Source organism: Lentzea kentuckyensis, from assembly GCF_002150765.1.
Classification (GTDB): domain Bacteria; phylum Actinomycetota; class Actinomycetes; order Mycobacteriales; family Pseudonocardiaceae; genus Lentzea; species Lentzea kentuckyensis.
Window position 1 is genome coordinate 84,275 of sequence record NZ_MUYM01000056.1, and the last position, 14,299, is coordinate 98,573.

General features: G+C 62.6%; 17 protein-coding genes and 1 tRNA gene. 5 read left to right on the forward strand and 13 right to left on the reverse strand.

The window, feature by feature from the left end:
• The first annotated feature begins 58 nt into the window (after positions 1–58).
• Positions 59–134: transfer RNA gene (locus tag B0F77_RS25460), tRNA-Lys, on the forward strand.
• 74 nt (positions 135–208) lie between these two features.
• Here B0F77_RS25460 and B0F77_RS25465 read toward each other — a convergent pair.
• The 9 genes from B0F77_RS25465 to B0F77_RS25505 all read right to left on the reverse strand — a co-directional run bounded on the left by B0F77_RS25465 (position 209) and on the right by B0F77_RS25505 (position 6,273).
• Positions 209–1,390, reverse strand: coding sequence for a tyrosine-type recombinase/integrase (locus B0F77_RS25465; protein WP_086665491.1), 1,182 nt, complete (start codon positions 1,388–1,390; stop codon positions 209–211).
• Positions 1,390–1,584 carry a helix-turn-helix domain-containing protein gene (locus tag B0F77_RS25470; protein WP_086665492.1) on the reverse strand — a complete coding sequence of 65 codons (195 nt, stop codon included), beginning with the start codon at positions 1,582–1,584 and terminating at the stop codon, positions 1,390–1,392. The genes B0F77_RS25465 and B0F77_RS25470 overlap by 1 nt, the downstream gene beginning before the upstream one ends.
• A gap of 17 nt (positions 1,585–1,601) precedes the next feature.
• Positions 1,602–3,206 carry a replication initiator gene (locus B0F77_RS25475; protein ID WP_086665493.1) on the reverse strand — a complete coding sequence of 535 codons (1,605 nt, stop codon included), beginning with the start codon at positions 3,204–3,206 and terminating at the stop codon, positions 1,602–1,604.
• Positions 3,203–4,666 (reverse strand): FtsK/SpoIIIE domain-containing protein, encoded by a 1,464-nt coding sequence (locus B0F77_RS25480; RefSeq protein ID WP_086665585.1) that lies wholly within the window; start codon positions 4,664–4,666, stop codon positions 3,203–3,205. Before B0F77_RS25480 ends, B0F77_RS25475 begins: the two co-directional genes overlap by 4 nt.
• Positions 4,663–4,947: a hypothetical protein gene (locus B0F77_RS25485; RefSeq protein WP_086665494.1), complete on the reverse strand. Its 285-nt coding sequence runs from the start codon at positions 4,945–4,947 to the stop codon at positions 4,663–4,665. Before B0F77_RS25485 ends, B0F77_RS25480 begins: the two co-directional genes overlap by 4 nt.
• 156 nt (positions 4,948–5,103) lie before the next feature.
• Positions 5,104–5,355, reverse strand: a complete 252-nt coding sequence (locus B0F77_RS25490; protein WP_143466902.1) for an AMED_5909 family protein — start codon at positions 5,353–5,355, stop codon at positions 5,104–5,106.
• Positions 5,342–5,602 (reverse strand): hypothetical protein, encoded by a 261-nt coding sequence (locus B0F77_RS25495; protein ID WP_143466903.1) that lies wholly within the window; start codon positions 5,600–5,602, stop codon positions 5,342–5,344. The genes B0F77_RS25490 and B0F77_RS25495 overlap by 14 nt, the downstream gene beginning before the upstream one ends.
• Positions 5,602–5,814, reverse strand: a complete 213-nt coding sequence (locus B0F77_RS25500) for a hypothetical protein (RefSeq protein WP_086665496.1) — start codon at positions 5,812–5,814, stop codon at positions 5,602–5,604. The genes B0F77_RS25495 and B0F77_RS25500 overlap by 1 nt, the downstream gene beginning before the upstream one ends.
• A gap of 3 nt (positions 5,815–5,817) precedes the next feature.
• A complete protein-coding gene (locus B0F77_RS25505) occupies positions 5,818–6,273 on the reverse strand; it encodes a hypothetical protein (protein ID WP_086665497.1) in 456 nt (151 codons plus the stop codon).
• 159 nt (positions 6,274–6,432) lie between these two features.
• Here B0F77_RS25505 and B0F77_RS25510 point away from each other — a divergent pair, with 159 nt between their 5' ends.
• The gene (locus B0F77_RS25510; RefSeq protein WP_086665498.1) at positions 6,433–7,176 is read left to right on the forward strand and encodes a DUF5919 domain-containing protein; all 744 of its coding nucleotides are present in this window, start codon (positions 6,433–6,435) and stop codon (positions 7,174–7,176) included.
• Between the two features lie 10 nt (positions 7,177–7,186).
• Entirely contained in the window at positions 7,187–7,660 is a 474-nt protein-coding gene (locus B0F77_RS25515; RefSeq protein WP_086665499.1) for an NUDIX hydrolase, read from the forward strand.
• On the opposite strand, the gene B0F77_RS25520 is transcribed toward B0F77_RS25515, so the two are convergent.
• Positions 7,645–8,214 (reverse strand): HD domain-containing protein, encoded by a 570-nt coding sequence (locus B0F77_RS25520; protein WP_086665500.1) that lies wholly within the window; start codon positions 8,212–8,214, stop codon positions 7,645–7,647. The genes B0F77_RS25515 and B0F77_RS25520 overlap by 16 nt on opposite strands.
• A gap of 169 nt (positions 8,215–8,383) precedes the next feature.
• Here B0F77_RS25520 and B0F77_RS47275 point away from each other — a divergent pair, with 169 nt between their 5' ends.
• On the forward strand, positions 8,384–9,295 hold the full coding sequence (locus B0F77_RS47275) for a hypothetical protein (protein WP_143466904.1): 912 nt from the start codon (positions 8,384–8,386) through the stop codon (positions 9,293–9,295).
• 29 nt (positions 9,296–9,324) lie between these two features.
• Here the strand turns inward: B0F77_RS47275 and B0F77_RS25525 are convergent, their stop codons facing one another.
• Together B0F77_RS25525 and B0F77_RS25530 are read right to left on the reverse strand one after the other, a co-directional pair.
• Positions 9,325–9,816, reverse strand: coding sequence for a hypothetical protein (locus tag B0F77_RS25525; protein ID WP_211294015.1), 492 nt, complete (start codon positions 9,814–9,816; stop codon positions 9,325–9,327).
• A complete protein-coding gene (locus B0F77_RS25530) occupies positions 9,813–11,213 on the reverse strand; it encodes a DUF3696 domain-containing protein (protein WP_086665501.1) in 1,401 nt (466 codons plus the stop codon). Before B0F77_RS25530 ends, B0F77_RS25525 begins: the two co-directional genes overlap by 4 nt.
• 702 nt (positions 11,214–11,915) lie before the next feature.
• Here B0F77_RS25530 and B0F77_RS25535 point away from each other — a divergent pair.
• Positions 11,916–12,356: a hypothetical protein gene (locus tag B0F77_RS25535; protein ID WP_086665502.1), complete on the forward strand. Its 441-nt coding sequence runs from the start codon at positions 11,916–11,918 to the stop codon at positions 12,354–12,356.
• A gap of 777 nt (positions 12,357–13,133) precedes the next feature.
• Here the strand turns inward: B0F77_RS25535 and B0F77_RS25540 are convergent.
• Positions 13,134–13,907 carry a class I SAM-dependent methyltransferase gene (locus tag B0F77_RS25540; protein ID WP_245848610.1) on the reverse strand — a complete coding sequence of 258 codons (774 nt, stop codon included), beginning with the start codon at positions 13,905–13,907 and terminating at the stop codon, positions 13,134–13,136.
• Positions 13,908–14,299 lie beyond the last annotated feature (392 nt).

Consider the following 14,299-nt stretch of genomic DNA (forward strand, 5'->3'; position numbering starts at 1 on the left):
GCGACATAGACAACCCGAGCGACATCCGGTGATGGCGATCGGTAGGCTGTCGCGTCGAGGGCTGCTAGCTCAATTGGCAGAGCAGGAGACTTTTAATCTTCGGGTTCAGGGTTCGAGTCCCTGGCGGCCCACCAAACCCCCAGGTCACAGGCCTGGGGGTTTCGCTTTGTCCGGGTCTCCCCACACTTAACCCACACAAAACCGCTGGTCATTCAACTTCGTCGTCTTCCGCCTGATCATCTTTGGGCTCTCCGAGCGCCCCTTCCAGGGCGTCAGCTGCCCGCCGGTCGACCGTCTTCCGACCCATGTAGGTGTCCTGCGTCATCGACGGCCGAGCGTGGCCGAGCTGGTCCGCGACCTGCCTCGCAGAGAGCCCCGACTCATCGAGGATGGTGGCCGCCGTCTTCCGGAAGACATGCGAGGTCACCCAGGCGAACTCGTCCCCGCCACGAGCGTTCCGGAGGTCCTTCCGGGTGTTGGACGGGTCGCGGAGGCCGCCGAGGGCATCCGGGAAGATCGGGCCGTTCGGGAAGCTGGTGGCCTTGTGCCTCCGCCGCAGCATGTCGAGCGCCCATTGCGGCAGCAGAAGCGTGCGTTCGCCGGCCTCCGTCTTGGTCGACTTCCGGATCAGTCCGATGCCCTTGACCCGGATGACCGTGTAGTTCACGGCGACCGTGCCGGCCTCGAAGTCGACGTCCTCCCAGTAGACGGCCAACGCCTCACCGATGCGGACGCCCGTGGCCATCATGAAGCGCGAGAGATCTGGCAGATCCCGCTTCACAGCCCTGGGGTCCGACTCCAGCATCTCCAGCCAGCGGACCCGTTCCTCCAGAGTGAGCGCCCGCGGACTCTTCTTGCGGCCGGCCTCCAGCGGCTCCACCTCCCTGACCGGGTTCGTGTCCAGCGCCTTGTCCCGGACAGCGATCCGCAGAGCCCCCGAGATCACCGAGCGAGCCGTTTTCGCCGTGTCCACGCTGACCGACCGCCACAACGCGCTCAGGAAAGCGTCGATCCGCGCCACCGACATCTCATGAATGCGCAGCTCACCGAGGCCAGGAAGCACGTGCCGATCCATGATGCTTCGGTACGTGTCGACGCTGCTCGGCGACCTCTTCCCAGCGTCAGCGAGCGCCTGGAACTTCGTGAACCACTGGTCCAAGGCTTCCTTGAACCGGCTCTCGCGCGTCAGCGAACTGCCGGACGGTCCCTTCCTCTCGGCGAGCGCCTTCTTGAGGCTCCGCTCTGCGGCGCTCTTGGTCTTCCCCCACCGCTCGACCGGCCGCGTCTTGCCGTCGTAGTCGCGATACTTCGTGGTCGCACGCCAGCCTGAATCCGTTTCATAGCAACGAATCGCGCCGTACGTGCCGATGTCCAAAGGCGGACGTCCCATCAGGCCGCCTCCTCAAGCAGGTGCTCGAACCAGCTCCGCACCTCGGACGGCAGGTATCGCAGGTGCTTGCCAATGCGCCGAGCAGGCGGGCCGTAGTTCTTCGTTCGCCAGCCGTAGAGCGTGTGGACCGGGACGTTCAGGTAGATAGCAACGTCATTCACTGTCCACAGTGGTTCAAATTGGCGTGCTTCCATGATGTTCTCCCCCTAGATCAAGCAGCTTGCGGTGTTGCCGAACTCCCCGGAGGTCCGGCGGATGCGAGCAGCGCAGCCGTGTATTCGGCCTTCCACCTGCGGCGCTCTGCGACAGCGCTCAACAGCAGGTGCGCCCGTGGCGGCACGTTCGGGTCGCCAGGCTGGACGTTGTTCCAGACGAGGCATTGTGGCTGGTCATCGGGCTTGATCCCGACGTCGGCCAGCAGTTGCCGAACGAATGCCTTCCGGTCGTGCTTGTGGTCCGCGAGCGACTTCCCAGACCACTTCCGCGACACCAGGACCCGACGCCCAGCAACGCCGAGCGTGGTCCGCTTGTGTGCCTTCCCCTTGCACTTGCCCGGCACTGTCGACAGCCGAGCCCCACGAGGCTGGACGCCGTAGAGCAGCCACAGCCCGCATTGCGGCGAGCAGGGCGTGACCGCGAGCTCAGCGCAGAGACGTTCAGCGTGGTCTTCCTGACGTGCCGTCTGCGCCTCGAAGCACTCGTTGATGCTCTTGGTGAGGTACTTCGTCAGGTAGCCGATGTGACGGCCGGCTTCCTCCGTGCCGCCTAGGATGCCCTTGGAGTGCACCTGCACCCCGAACCGCGCAACGTGTGCCGGTCGCTCAACCTCGTCAAGGGCTTCTTCCCAGGTAGGCAAGGCCCTTCGCGTGTGCGGATCCACGAAGCCCTTGGTCCGGACGTCCCACACCGGCAGGTTGTCGCCGCTGTACTTGATCTCGTCGTGCGCAGGCCACCAGACCTGGTGATACGTGGCCTCAGCGACCGCCCGCAGCTCAGCGCGGGAGATGCTGCCTCGAACCGCCGCGTGCCAGTGCGGAGCGAGCCGCCGCTGTGGTTCGACGGCGGAGAAGTACTGGACCTCCCAGCCGACGCAGCGCCGAAGGTTCTGCACGAACCGGTCCAGCAGCGCCGCGAAGTGCACGGCGTCCCGAGCCGCACGGCGGTAGTCGTACCGCGAGGGATCGACAGGCGTGCCGTCGCTACGCACCTTGCCGTAGCTGTCGAGCGTCAGCGTGAGGAACGTCGAGGGCTGGTACTTGCCGCCGAAGACCTTGCCAACGGTGCGCTTGCTGACCGGCCGTCGAGGCAGGTTCGGAGCGTCCTGACGCCGCTTGGTCGACCGCTTCCGCGCAGCCTTGAGCGGGACTTCCAGAGAGGGGAGTGAGCCGCGGACTCCGAGTTGCCGAAGTTCTGCGTCGACCTCCGCGACCTCTTCCCGCACTTCCTCCGCGCCGACCTCATCGCCCTCGTCGAGGGCCAGGCGGAAGGCCTTGACCAGGTCAGCCCGGTACTCAGTCAGCTCCCGCTGTTCGTTGCTCGGCGCGTTCGGCGTGAAGTCCGGTTCGTCGGTCAGGTGCCATCCCTCACGGCACTGCGCCATCCGCAGACGCCGGTTCTTCTCCGCGCAGGTGGGGCAGACACTCGCGACCGTCGCGCCGCACGGCACGGGCACGATGTCCACGCGTCCGGTGTCGAGGTCGATCCGTTCCTTGGCCAGCGGCCGAACGCACACGCCGTGTTCCTCGGCGACAGCGCGAGCGATATCGAGCGCGGCCGGCTGCTTCATCCGCTCCGAGCGGTTCAGATACTCGGTCATGCCGCAGCACTCCCCTCGGACCGTTCGGGGAACTCGTGCACCGTGGCCGGAGCGAGGTAGACGGCCAGCTCGACCAGGTCCGCATCGGTGACGTGGAAGGCCCGAGCCCGCTCGGGTTCGCGCTGTCCGTCCTCCTTGAGCCAGGCGACACCGGGCGTGCTCTCACTGATCTCGTGAGCAGCCGCGCCGCGTTGCCGCACGCCGTCACCCAGGACCATGTCGACCTGCACCGGTTCGTCCAGGCGCAGCGCTACACGGGTCGTGAACAGGTGCCGGAAGGCGACCACTTCCTTGCGCGGGTCCTGGACCAAGCCGACAACGGCATAGCCAGGAGCACGGCCCTGCGAAGTGATCGTCTGAACAGCGCGCGTGGCGCGTTCGCGGAGGTTCCGGTCTGGCTGGTAAGCGATCAGGTCCGCCAGCTCATCCACAATCAGGACGGTGAACGGCTCACCAGTGTTGCGAGCCCAGAGCCGCCGAATGCCCCGGTAACGAGAGGCGCGCTCCTTGACCTCTGCGGCGATTTCTTCAAGCAGCGCAACAGCTTCCGGGCCGTTGTCGAAGATGACCTTCTCGAACGCGTCCGGGCACTGGCCCAGCTCCATGCCACCCTTGGGGTCGATCCCGACGAGCTGGACCATGCCAGCTTTGATGGCCGGGGCGAGCTGCCACACGATCGACCACAGCACCGAGCCCTTGCCAGCGCCAGGCACACCGACCACGAGCACCTGTGAGCCGAGGAGCTTCAGCCGCCAGGGCTTCCCGGTCTCGGTACGGCCGACGACCACGCGCTTAAGGTCGACCTCTCCCGCGTCAGCGAGCTGCGGCACCGCCACGGGACGCGACAGCGGGTCAGCGTGGATGAAGTCGAGCTCAAGCACGCGCGGCCTGACCACTCGCACACGGCAGGACCGAGCGTTGAAGGAGTGCGCCAGGTTGTCCCGCCGCGATTCCCACTGCTCCGGAGACTGCGCCGGGATCATCCGCACCCGCACCTTGTCCCGCCACCCCTCGGACCGAACATGACGCAGCTTCGGGAGGTACTCCTTCCCGCGGACTTCCTTGGCCAGCTCGGCCAGGCGCATCACAGTCCGCCATTGCGGCACGTAGACCGTGAGTCGTCGCCACTCAGTCAGCAGCCGGTACCAGCCGCGCCGCAGGAACGACGCCCTGTCGAGCCCGTACCAGACGGTCAGGGCACACACGAGCGAGAGCAGCGCCAGCACCAGCGGCGACAGGCCAAACTGGCGATAGCCGACGTAGCCGCCGACGCCGGCCGTGACTGCAACCGGGTACCGAACGGTCAGCACCACGAGTTTCACGGCCAGGCGGACCGTCAGCCACAGCAGCACGAACGGTGCGAACACGACCTTGACCCAGCCGGGAAGCCATACCCACCAAGGAAACTGAGGACGTGCGCCCTCGAACGGCGCGGGATCGATCCATCGGTTGCCGCTCATCGCGCACCGCCCGCGCACTTGATGCACTGGAAGACGCTTCCGACGCTCGGGATCCGTCCAACAGTCTGGAACGCGCCGGTCCCCGTGGTGCACTGCGCCTTGCAGGTCAGGCACTCGAAGCCCTCAGCCTGCGCGGCCGTGAGTTCCATCGTTTCCAAGGAGCCGCCGTCGAGCATCACGACGTAGCTGGAGATGATCTGTTTGCTGGAGATCATCCGATCCCACAGCAGTTGCTTCGTGGCCCCGTCTAGCGCACGGATGCGCTCAGGCTCTACGCTCATCTTTGTTCACTCCCACGTTGGGTGGACAACGCAGGAGCGGCAAGGTTGGTAGCCGGTTCCGCTCCTGCGTCTCACGTTCTCTTTGCGCCGCAACAAGACGTGCGGCATCGCCACATGACCCAACAGAGTCACGCGCTCCGTCTAAACAGGACTGACCTAGCGCTTGCCGGTCGTGATCGCCTCACCCTTCTCGCGCTCACGAGTGGCCCAGTAGAGGGCTTCGTGGTGGTGAGTCCGATCAATCTCGGCGATCCGCGCGTACACAGCAGCAGAGCGCAGGTAGTAGTCCTTCAGCACCTCAGGCTTGGCCTTGGGGTTGGGCATGAGCTTGCTCAACACGTCATGCGCCTGACTCAGCGTCGTGACCTGCTCGGCCAGGCCCCACTGCACGGCATCAACCGCGGACATCCCGGTCTCCCTCCGCAAGTGCGTGACGACCTTCCTGGCTGCCGAGGTGATCAGCCAGCTTGGCCGCCTCTCGCGACAGCTCCCGACAGAACCGCATCAGCACGTCCGACCCACCAGGGAAGGGCGGAAGCTGGATCGCGATGTTGACCGGGTCGAGGAAGATCGCCAAAGCGGGTACCTCGGGCGTTACCCGGACCATTGCCGCAGCCGCGTCCTTGCCTGGCGTGCAGGTGGCGTTGAACCCCATCACTGACCGCCCTTCGAGCGACCAGGCGCAGCGTCGAGCGCGGCCTGTCCCTCCGCGATCGCTTCAGCGAGCCGGGGTAGCGCCTCGGCGTCGACGACCAGGACCGCCGGGAAGGCGTTGCCAAGCCGGAACTCGACCCGCCCCGCGAACACCAGCGGTTCCACCCGAATCGGCAGGTTCGCCGTCAGGTGCAGGCGCATCAGGTCAGCCACGGATCACGCCGCCTTAGATGCAGGCTTGGCCGCGACCGCGGACTTCATGCCAGAGGCGCGCAGGCTGTAGCCGAGCTTGGCGCGGCAACGGTGACGCTCACCGGCGTGCGTGGCGCGACAGCCCTTGTCATCGATCCACGGCGTGACCGTCAGCCCTTCGAACACCGTCGGCCGGATGTCCGTGCCGGGGATCGCCTCGGGCGGGACCGGCCGGTGAGGTGCGGAGATCTTGACCGTGACCGCCGCGTCAGTCTTGCGCTCGGCCGCCTGGTCGATCACCAGCACGGACCACACGAGGAGGCCTGACTCCTTGTCCGTCTCCTGCTCGACCGGGAGGCCCTTGGCGCGGTCCTCCGCGGACTGGAACTTCAGCACCGGCTCGACACCCATCACGAGCGCGCCCCTCGGGAACACGAAGTCGTGACCCGCCGGGAGCCTGCTCCCACCTGTGATCGCCATCGTCGTTCTCCTGTCGTTCGTGCCGGTCGGGGCCGTTCCCCGACATCTCGACACCTACGACTTTCGACGAATCCGCAGGACGTCAACACCACACAACAGGACAACTACAGACGTCTCTGCTAGCTTGAAGACGTCCCTAGTTGTACGGAGGGTGCGGCCATGCCAAACCAACGCCTACGAGATGCGTTGCTACGCAACACTTTGGGCTTCGATGAGGTAGCCAAGGCAACCGGCGTCGATCCGAAGACGGTCGAACGCTGGATCACCCAGGACCGCACGCCGTACCCACGCCACCGGCACGCCATCGCCGCCATGGTTCGTGAGACGGAGACATATCTCTGGCCGGACGCCGTCGCGCCGGAGAAGAAGAAAGAGATCAACGAGTCCGAGGTTGTGCAGGTCTACGCGCACCGCCACGCGGTACCGCAGGACATCTGGACGCACCTGATCGAGCAGTCGAAGATCAGCATCTCGATCCTGGTCTACGCCGGCATGTTCCTGGTGGACAACCCGGCACTGCTCAAGACCCTCCGGCAGAAGGCTGGGGAGGGCGTGAAGATCCGCCTGTTGCTCGGTGATCCCACGAGCCGCGAGGTAGCGCGCCGCAGCGAGGAAGAGGGCATCGGCAAGGGCACGCTCTCGGCCAAGATCCGAAACGCCTTGGCCGTCTACAAGCCGCTGGCCGAGACGCCGGGCGCTGAGATCCGCGTGCACGGTACGACGCTTTACAACTCGATCTACCGCTTTGACGACGAGATGCTCGTGAATACACACGTCCACGGCTTCATGGCTGCTCACGCCCCGGTCCTGCACCTGCGACGACTGTCCGGCGGCGACCTGTTCGAGACGTACGCCGAGAGCTTCCAGGGCGTGTGGGACGGCGCGAAGCCGCCGAAGTGGTAGGCAAGTAGGCATGGCGCGCACCGATCACTACAACGACCCGAACGCCCCCAAGGCAACCAACATCGTCGTGGCGGTGACCGCGTTCGTGCAGGACGAGCACGGCCGGCTGTTGATGATCCGGCGCACCGACAACGACCTGTACTCAATCCCCGGCGGGATGCAGGACGTCGGCGAGACCATCGGGCACACCGTCATCCGCGAGGTCAAGGAAGAGACCGGGATCGACGTCGAGCCAGTCGACATCATCGGCGTCTACTCCGACCCCAAGCACGTCATTGCGTACACCGACGGCGAGGTGCGGCAGCAGTTCTCCATCTGCTTCCGCGCGCGATTCATCGGCGGGGAACTGCGGACAAGCAACGAGTCGAGCGAAGTTCACTGGGTCAGCCGCGGAGACCTGGACACTCTGAACGTCCACCCGTCAATCCGTCTCCGGATCGAGCACGGGTTCGAGGCGCGCTCGACGCCCTACTTCGCCGTGTAGTCGACCCCTGCCGCACGAAGCCGCTCTTCAGTCCGCTCAACCGCAGCGACAAGTTCAGGCTCCGCCTGGCGGATAAAGAACGTAACCAGATCTTCGGGCCCGTACCGCTTCTGGATCTCTTCGATCCGATCATGCACGTTCGTCGGCTCACCGTCTGGCGTCGTTGTCATGTCCGCCCACCAGAGGGCGTCGCGTAGCGGCGTCTCCTCGTCAACCCATTCAGCAAGTTCGGCAGAGAACCCGCGGAGCTCAGCTTCTCGGTATGCACAAGAATGATGTGCAACCAACGCGCACAACCTCGACATAAATCCGCGTTCTTGAAGGTACCGCGCACCATCGAGCGGATGAAATCGGAATACTTCCAGCGAAGGAGCGTACCCAATATCATGCAAAACAGCAGCGGAGACAAGTATTGAATTATCCTCATCCGCAAACAAAGGACAACACAACATCGCGCGACTTGCTACGCCCCGTACATGATTCCATCGTCGAGGAAGCGAGGTGCCTAGCACATCTTCAGCCAGCCTGAAAGCGCGATCCACATCGACATGCATGGAGCGACCCTACCGCGAGCCAACCGAGTCGTATAGGCTGACGCGTCCAGGAGGTAGCCGGATGTCACGCTTAAGAGCCATCGCAAACTTCCAATGTTATGAACTCTGGATTCTCCCCGAATGCGCTGGCAAGATATTTACAGGCACGCGCGGTATCTATGACGTCCGGATGCACTTCCCCGTCAACCAACACGACTTTACCGCCGTCGACGAGCCGGAAACAGTCAGAATCCCATCGATCTCAAAGGCGCCAGGTACCTTTGGCGACCGCGGCCAGGTCTTTCAGGTTCACTTACTTCAAGTAGAAGTCGATTTCGAATCGGACATAAACGGACTCAACAAGCCACGAAACTGCGCTACCAAAGAGCAAATTCAAGCGTTCTTTGATGCAGCAGAGAGCGAATGGGCTCCGGCGTTTGAAATCGCACAAAAAGTGGCAGAGTTGTTCTTACAGTGGGTTCGAGCCACGACCGGCCAACCCTGGCTTGGCATAGCGACCGAGCCAGCTCAGCAACACGGACGAAGCCACCTTGTCGACATCGACTCTGACATCCGCCTAGGATCATGGGGCCCGAAGCAGAAATTGACCTGGAGATCCGATCTTCTCGCCGCCGACGCGCACCAGCTTGAAACTGCAGCTACCGGCGCGTTGACAGACACGCCGGCTCCGGTTGCGCTCACTCTACTTGCCGACGCGAAGGCACTGGCCGACGATCACTCAGTACCAGACAATTCTCGCGCAGTCCTAGCCGCAGCAACCGCGTGCGAGATAAAGACCAAGCAGTCCATTCGGGATCTATCTCCAGCTTCCAATCGAGACACCGTCGAGCTTCTACTAAGGAGGCAGTCAACCTTAGGACCACTGCTAGACGAGACCTTGAAAGCAGTGGTCGGCACGTCACTTCGAATCGACAACAACGACCTATTTCGGCAGGTCAACGATCTGGTGACCGCGAGAAACTTGATTATTCACAGAGGCCACGCGATCGACGAACAGGAAACCGGAAAACTCCTACTAACAGCGACAAACCTTTTTCTCTGGCTCGACAACCTTCTGACCAATAACCAATCGACACCCTGACCTGAAGCGCACGCTCGAATTAGTCACATTTAAGTTGACTTGAGACAGCCCGGGCAGAGTTCATAAACGTCGACACCACACTCTTGCAGTGCCTCCTTCGACTCACTCCAGTCCGAATCGACAGCATTAACCACTGGCGCATTGCGTGCATCCGCAATTACTGTGGCAATGAACTTCTTGTCCGAAGGGTCAAATTTTGCCAGCGCTGCGGGAACTTCTTGATAGGAGCCATCTCCATCAGGATGGATCGACACAGTGTTGACACGTCGCCGATCGGCCTGCGCACGGTAGAGGTACATGAAAAAGTGATCGCCAACACCCGGCTGACCACTGAAATTGCAATGCTTTTTGTACTCGTCAAATATTTGGTACAGATCATCAATTAGGATGATGCAGTTCTGCTCGGCGTGCTCCAAGAACTCGATGGTCGCTATCTCGCACTGCCCGCTGGCTTGAGGCGCCTGACCATTGGCGACTTTCAGCACGTTCGTGTCGATCGCTACGCGCAGAGGAAGGTTCATGCATTCCTCTCTCTAACTGCACGCTTGCGCGCCGCCTTGTTCATTGCCGCTACTTCCCCAAACGAGTTTCCAAAAAAGTCGTCTGGCCAGTTCTTAATGTTGCCAAATTCGTCCAGGTCGAGACGCTCGATCGTCGACCCGGTCCCCGTTGCTTGGCAGAAGTAGAGTCGGCAGTCGTCTGGCTCCAGGGAGTAGTTGCGCTCCATTTCTTTCTCAGCTAGACGGCGTTGAAGCCGCAAGAGCAAGTGCTCAGAATGGCTCTCCAAGACTATTTGGAGTCGCCGAACCTTTGCAGCTTCGATGATTATGTCTGCTAGCCCAGCCTGAACTGCCGGGTGAAGGTGGATCTCCGGCTGCTCCAGCAGCACTATTGATCCCTCTGGAATGTATGCGAGAAGCACCAGAACCGGAAGCACCTGGCTAACGCCAAACCCTACATCCGTAAGAAGAACCTCAGGACTCGCCGGAGTGCGCTTGACAAGAACCTGATAGATCGTGTTTCGAGAGTCAATAGGCTTTACATCGAAGGACGAGATAAGCCCTAGTTCTTGAAGCCATGCGGCCACGTGCTGCTCAACGGTTATCAGAGCACTCCTCCAAACCCCGTCGCGCCGACGAATGAACCCGCGGGCGTTATCCCTCTTTCCTTCAGCTTGCGAGGAGATCAACGCTTGCACAGCGAGCTCACCGCGTTTACCTACGTCCGACGGGCGACCCCCTCCCCAGGTGTAGGTGCGCTCAGGATCCTGACGAAGAGGACCAAGGTAAAAGATCTTGCCGCAGAGCTTCTCGAACTGGAGTTCAAGGTCAGAGAGGAACGCCGCGTTCTTGTAGTACGCCCGAATTTGGTCCGGAAAACTATAGAACTTTCCGGGTGGAGGCAGCGGCCAAGCCCGTCCTTGCACGCGCAGAAACTTATAGTTCTCCGCTTCAAGGGTGTAGTCACTCTTAGAGGTACGCTGAAGAGTGAAGGTCTTATCTCCGAGACCATACTCAACATAGTCGACGATCGGCCCTCGCCGCAGTGAAGCTACACAGACTGCAAGGCTCAAGTCGCGATCTTCCGCTATTACAGGCTGGCCCTTCTTCTCTGTGCTTAGGATCCGAAATGGCTGTTCCTCACGCCATTCGATTTCCATCCTTAGTGATCGCCGGTCGTCATGCGCGTAGATCACATCGTTGAAGGTGCCAAGATTGACCAGCGAGTTCGTACTTCCCAGGTCAAACACGCGGCCGCGGTCCGCTGAATCTGCGGTCTGCTTCAACAGGAGGAGACTCTGCAGGAAGCTAGTCTTCCCAGACGAGTTGCTGCCAAAGAAGGCAGTGATCGCACCGAAGTCAACCGTCTCCGTATCTTCCCAAGCCTTGAAATTTTCGAGCGATAGGCTGGTTATCACCGGTCGGTCCCTTCAGCGCGGCTAAGCAGGCACGGTGCCACTACAGGCTAGCTTCCCAGTCACAGGAACCAGCGTTTGACGCGGCAGCAGAGCGGAACGTATTGATCGCGATCAGCAGCAGGTGGGGTTGCCAGGCCTTAGGTCAGTGGAGGTGAGGTGCGTGCCTTGCCGAATTCCGCTCTACAGGATCAAGCGCGCCGCCGAGCGGCGCCTACAGGCCGAGCGCATCTCCATCCATCCCGGCACTCCCGGCATCCGCTTCGCTGCGCCGGTCGGCCGGGCGGCGCTACGCGCCGGACCTCGAACACCAGCTGACTGGACTGCCCAATCCGGGCTGACTCGTCCCAAGACTCCCCACGAGCGCCAGCGCAGTCACCACAGGTCGGCTGGTCACGGCGCTCGACTGCCGCGACGGCTACGCCGCCTTGCCACCGATTGAGATGGCCGCAGTGTTGACGGCTCGACGCGGTGCACGGTCAGGTGGGACCTGATGGCGACACGTAACAGGCTTCAGAACTCGACCGACACACCGGCATGCGCCGTACCGCCGTGCTAGCCGTCGTTGCCACAGCCGCCACCGCCTGCTCAGGTACACCTCCGCCGCTGACAGGGCCGCCCACCAGCTCCCAATCAGCCTCGACGACCTCAAGTGCGCCGAGTACCAGCCCGGCATCGCCGTCGAAGTCGCCCCGCGGGCTCCTCGTGAAGGCCGTCGGGCAGACGGCCGGCTTTTCCAACGAGAAGTCCGGCGCGCAGCAGGCAGACTTCACACTCGATGCGGTCGAAGTGGACCCGAAGTGCACCGGGCCGTACGTCGAGAAGCCCGAGCATGGGCACGTCATCGTGCTGACCTTCACCGTCAAGACCACGCCGGCTTACCTCGCCGAACAGGCCTGGATGATCACTGGCCACGACTTCGAGATCGTCGGCCCTGACGGCGTCACCGAGACGGCTCTCGTTACCGGAGCGGCGTACTCATGCCTCGCTGAGGCGGAACAGCTGACTACAGACCCGTACGCGCCCGCCTCGACCTATCGCGGGAAGCTGCCGCTCGACAGCCGCAACACGAGCGGGACCATCACCTACAGGCCGCCAGCGATCAACCTTTCGGGCGGTTGGGAGTGGCAGTTCCCAGCTCAGTAGAGCCGTAGCCTTGCGCGAATTCTGATCGCCAATAAGGTCCCCGGACGAAGCTGTGGAAAGCCCTCGGTTAGAGATCGGGCTCGACGCAGCGACGCGCTTGTCCTCAGCGCAGTGACAGCACACATGGTTACAAGGCGAGAGCACAGAAGATCAACCCACACTTAACCCTCACAAAACGATCGCAAACGTCGAGAAGCGACTGTCCACAGTGCTCAGATCAAGATCGCATCCGCGCAGGTAGCGAGCACTGTCGGAGAAGATCGGCGAACAACGCCAAGCGAAGGCTCTTACTCTTCGGGTTCAGGGTTCGAGTCCCTGGCGGCCCACCAAACCCCCAGGTCAACCACCTGGGGGTTTCGCATGTCAGGCGCGCTGGCACACCTTTGACACGCTTTACCCCTCTGACTCTCAAGCTGCGGCATCGGGCGGACCGTCCTCAAGGCGCCGCCACTGGCGGCGCTGCGCGCCGCAACTCGGGCCTTACGCCAGCCGACGAGCTCACCCATAGAGCTGAGTCGTCCTGCAGCTCCCTGCGAGCGCCAGTGGGTCACCACGGGCCGTTGGGCGCGGTGCTCGACTGCCGTGACGGCTGCGCCGCCTTGCCACCTCATCAGGGCCGGGACGAAGCTGCGGGAACGCTCAACGAGCACCAGACCGAGCCACCCGACGCCGCGAGCATGACAACGGCCGGCGACCCAAACGTCCGGAAATGCCAACGAGAGGACGCAAGCCTCCTGGTTGCAACCGCGGTCCGGCCACGGACTGAGAGCCCGTTGTCTATACCTTGCTCGCCACCACCATGTAGTTCTCGGCCTCAAGGTTGAACGTGCACATTTCCGTCTGGAGTCCGACCCGGTGCAACTCGACTTCGAGTTCCTCGTATCGATAGGGCCAGCTCGACAGCAGTTCCGAGCGGGCAAGAACCGACCCAGCCGTATCCACTTGCGCGATCGCAATCTCGATGTGGTGCTCGTCCTCCCAGTTAGGCGCAATGTCCCAGCGGTAGACCACGACGGCATCGCGACCGTTCCGGCGGACGAGTCGGTCACTGATGTCCAGCCGGGAACCTCTGGCCCTCACGAGTTCCCAAGTGCGGGAGGTGAGTACCAAGCGCCCGCCACGGCGCAGAAGCCGTGACATCGACTCCAGAGCAGCAAGTCTGCCTCGCGCGCCCTCGGCATGGTGCAGCGAGTTGCCAACGCAGAACACCATGTCGAAGGTGTCGTCATCGAAATGGTCGGGCAACTCTTGCCAGTCCGCCCGCACCGTCCGGACAGAGGCCCCGAACTCCTCAGACAACTCCGCAGTCCGACGAACCATCGCTTCGCTGGCGTCAGTTGCGACAACGTGCATGCCAAGACCGGCGAGGCCAACCGCCAACTGTCCGGTCCCGCACGAACAATCGAGGACGTGAGCGTTCGACGGCAGAAGACTGAGGACGTCATCGAACGACGCAGCGAACTCGGCCGGAGCCAGCTTTGCATCTGAGATGAGCCACTCGTACACCTCGACAAGCGCGTTGTAGCCACTCACAACTGCTACCTCCGTCACGCAGCAGACTCACGGTGGCCATCAGTACATCAGCGGAGCAAGTCGGTCACCAATGGTTTTCGCAAGGGCAACGCGTCCGCGCATGCCGCATTTCGGTCGTACGGGAACGCAGCGTTCGCCAATCGTCAGCGCGATAACCTGTTCCACTTCTGCGCTGCAGGCGACAGCGACGCCGCGTCAAGGCTGGAACGAGTACCTTGACCCAGCGCCACCGGCCGCGTTCTAGGCTCAGTGTCGGGATGATGGCAGAGGCGTGGGCAGTCAGAGGAGCAAGATCGACGGCGCGCTTTAGCCTCAGAAAACGACGGCAAGCGTCGAGAAGCGACTGTCCACAGTGCTCAGATCAAGACCGCATCTATGCAGGTAGTGAGCACTGTCGGGGAAGTTCCGCG

Coding starts and splice junctions, on each gene's coding strand:
- B0F77_RS25525 (WP_211294015.1), bottom strand. CDS start 9,816: ATGAACCTTCCTCTGCGCGTAGCGATCGACACGAACGTGCTGAAAGTC.
- B0F77_RS25470 (WP_086665492.1), bottom strand. CDS start 1,584: ATGGAAGCACGCCAATTTGAACCACTGTGGACAGTGAATGACGTTGCT.
- B0F77_RS25505 (WP_086665497.1), bottom strand. CDS start 6,273: ATGGCGATCACAGGTGGGAGCAGGCTCCCGGCGGGTCACGACTTCGTG.
- B0F77_RS25520 (WP_086665500.1), bottom strand. CDS start 8,214: ATGCATGTCGATGTGGATCGCGCTTTCAGGCTGGCTGAAGATGTGCTA.
- B0F77_RS25475 (WP_086665493.1), bottom strand. CDS start 3,206: ATGACCGAGTATCTGAACCGCTCGGAGCGGATGAAGCAGCCGGCCGCG.
- B0F77_RS25480 (WP_086665585.1), bottom strand. CDS start 4,666: ATGAGCGGCAACCGATGGATCGATCCCGCGCCGTTCGAGGGCGCACGT.
- B0F77_RS25515 (WP_086665499.1), top strand. CDS start 7,187: ATGGCGCGCACCGATCACTACAACGACCCGAACGCCCCCAAGGCAACC.
- B0F77_RS25490 (WP_143466902.1), bottom strand. CDS start 5,355: ATGTCCGCGGTTGATGCCGTGCAGTGGGGCCTGGCCGAGCAGGTCACG.
- B0F77_RS25510 (WP_086665498.1), top strand. CDS start 6,433: ATGCCAAACCAACGCCTACGAGATGCGTTGCTACGCAACACTTTGGGC.
- B0F77_RS47275 (WP_143466904.1), top strand. CDS start 8,384: ATGCACTTCCCCGTCAACCAACACGACTTTACCGCCGTCGACGAGCCG.
- B0F77_RS25495 (WP_143466903.1), bottom strand. CDS start 5,602: ATGGGGTTCAACGCCACCTGCACGCCAGGCAAGGACGCGGCTGCGGCA.
- B0F77_RS25465 (WP_086665491.1), bottom strand. CDS start 1,390: ATGGGACGTCCGCCTTTGGACATCGGCACGTACGGCGCGATTCGTTGC.
- B0F77_RS25485 (WP_086665494.1), bottom strand. CDS start 4,947: ATGAGCGTAGAGCCTGAGCGCATCCGTGCGCTAGACGGGGCCACGAAG.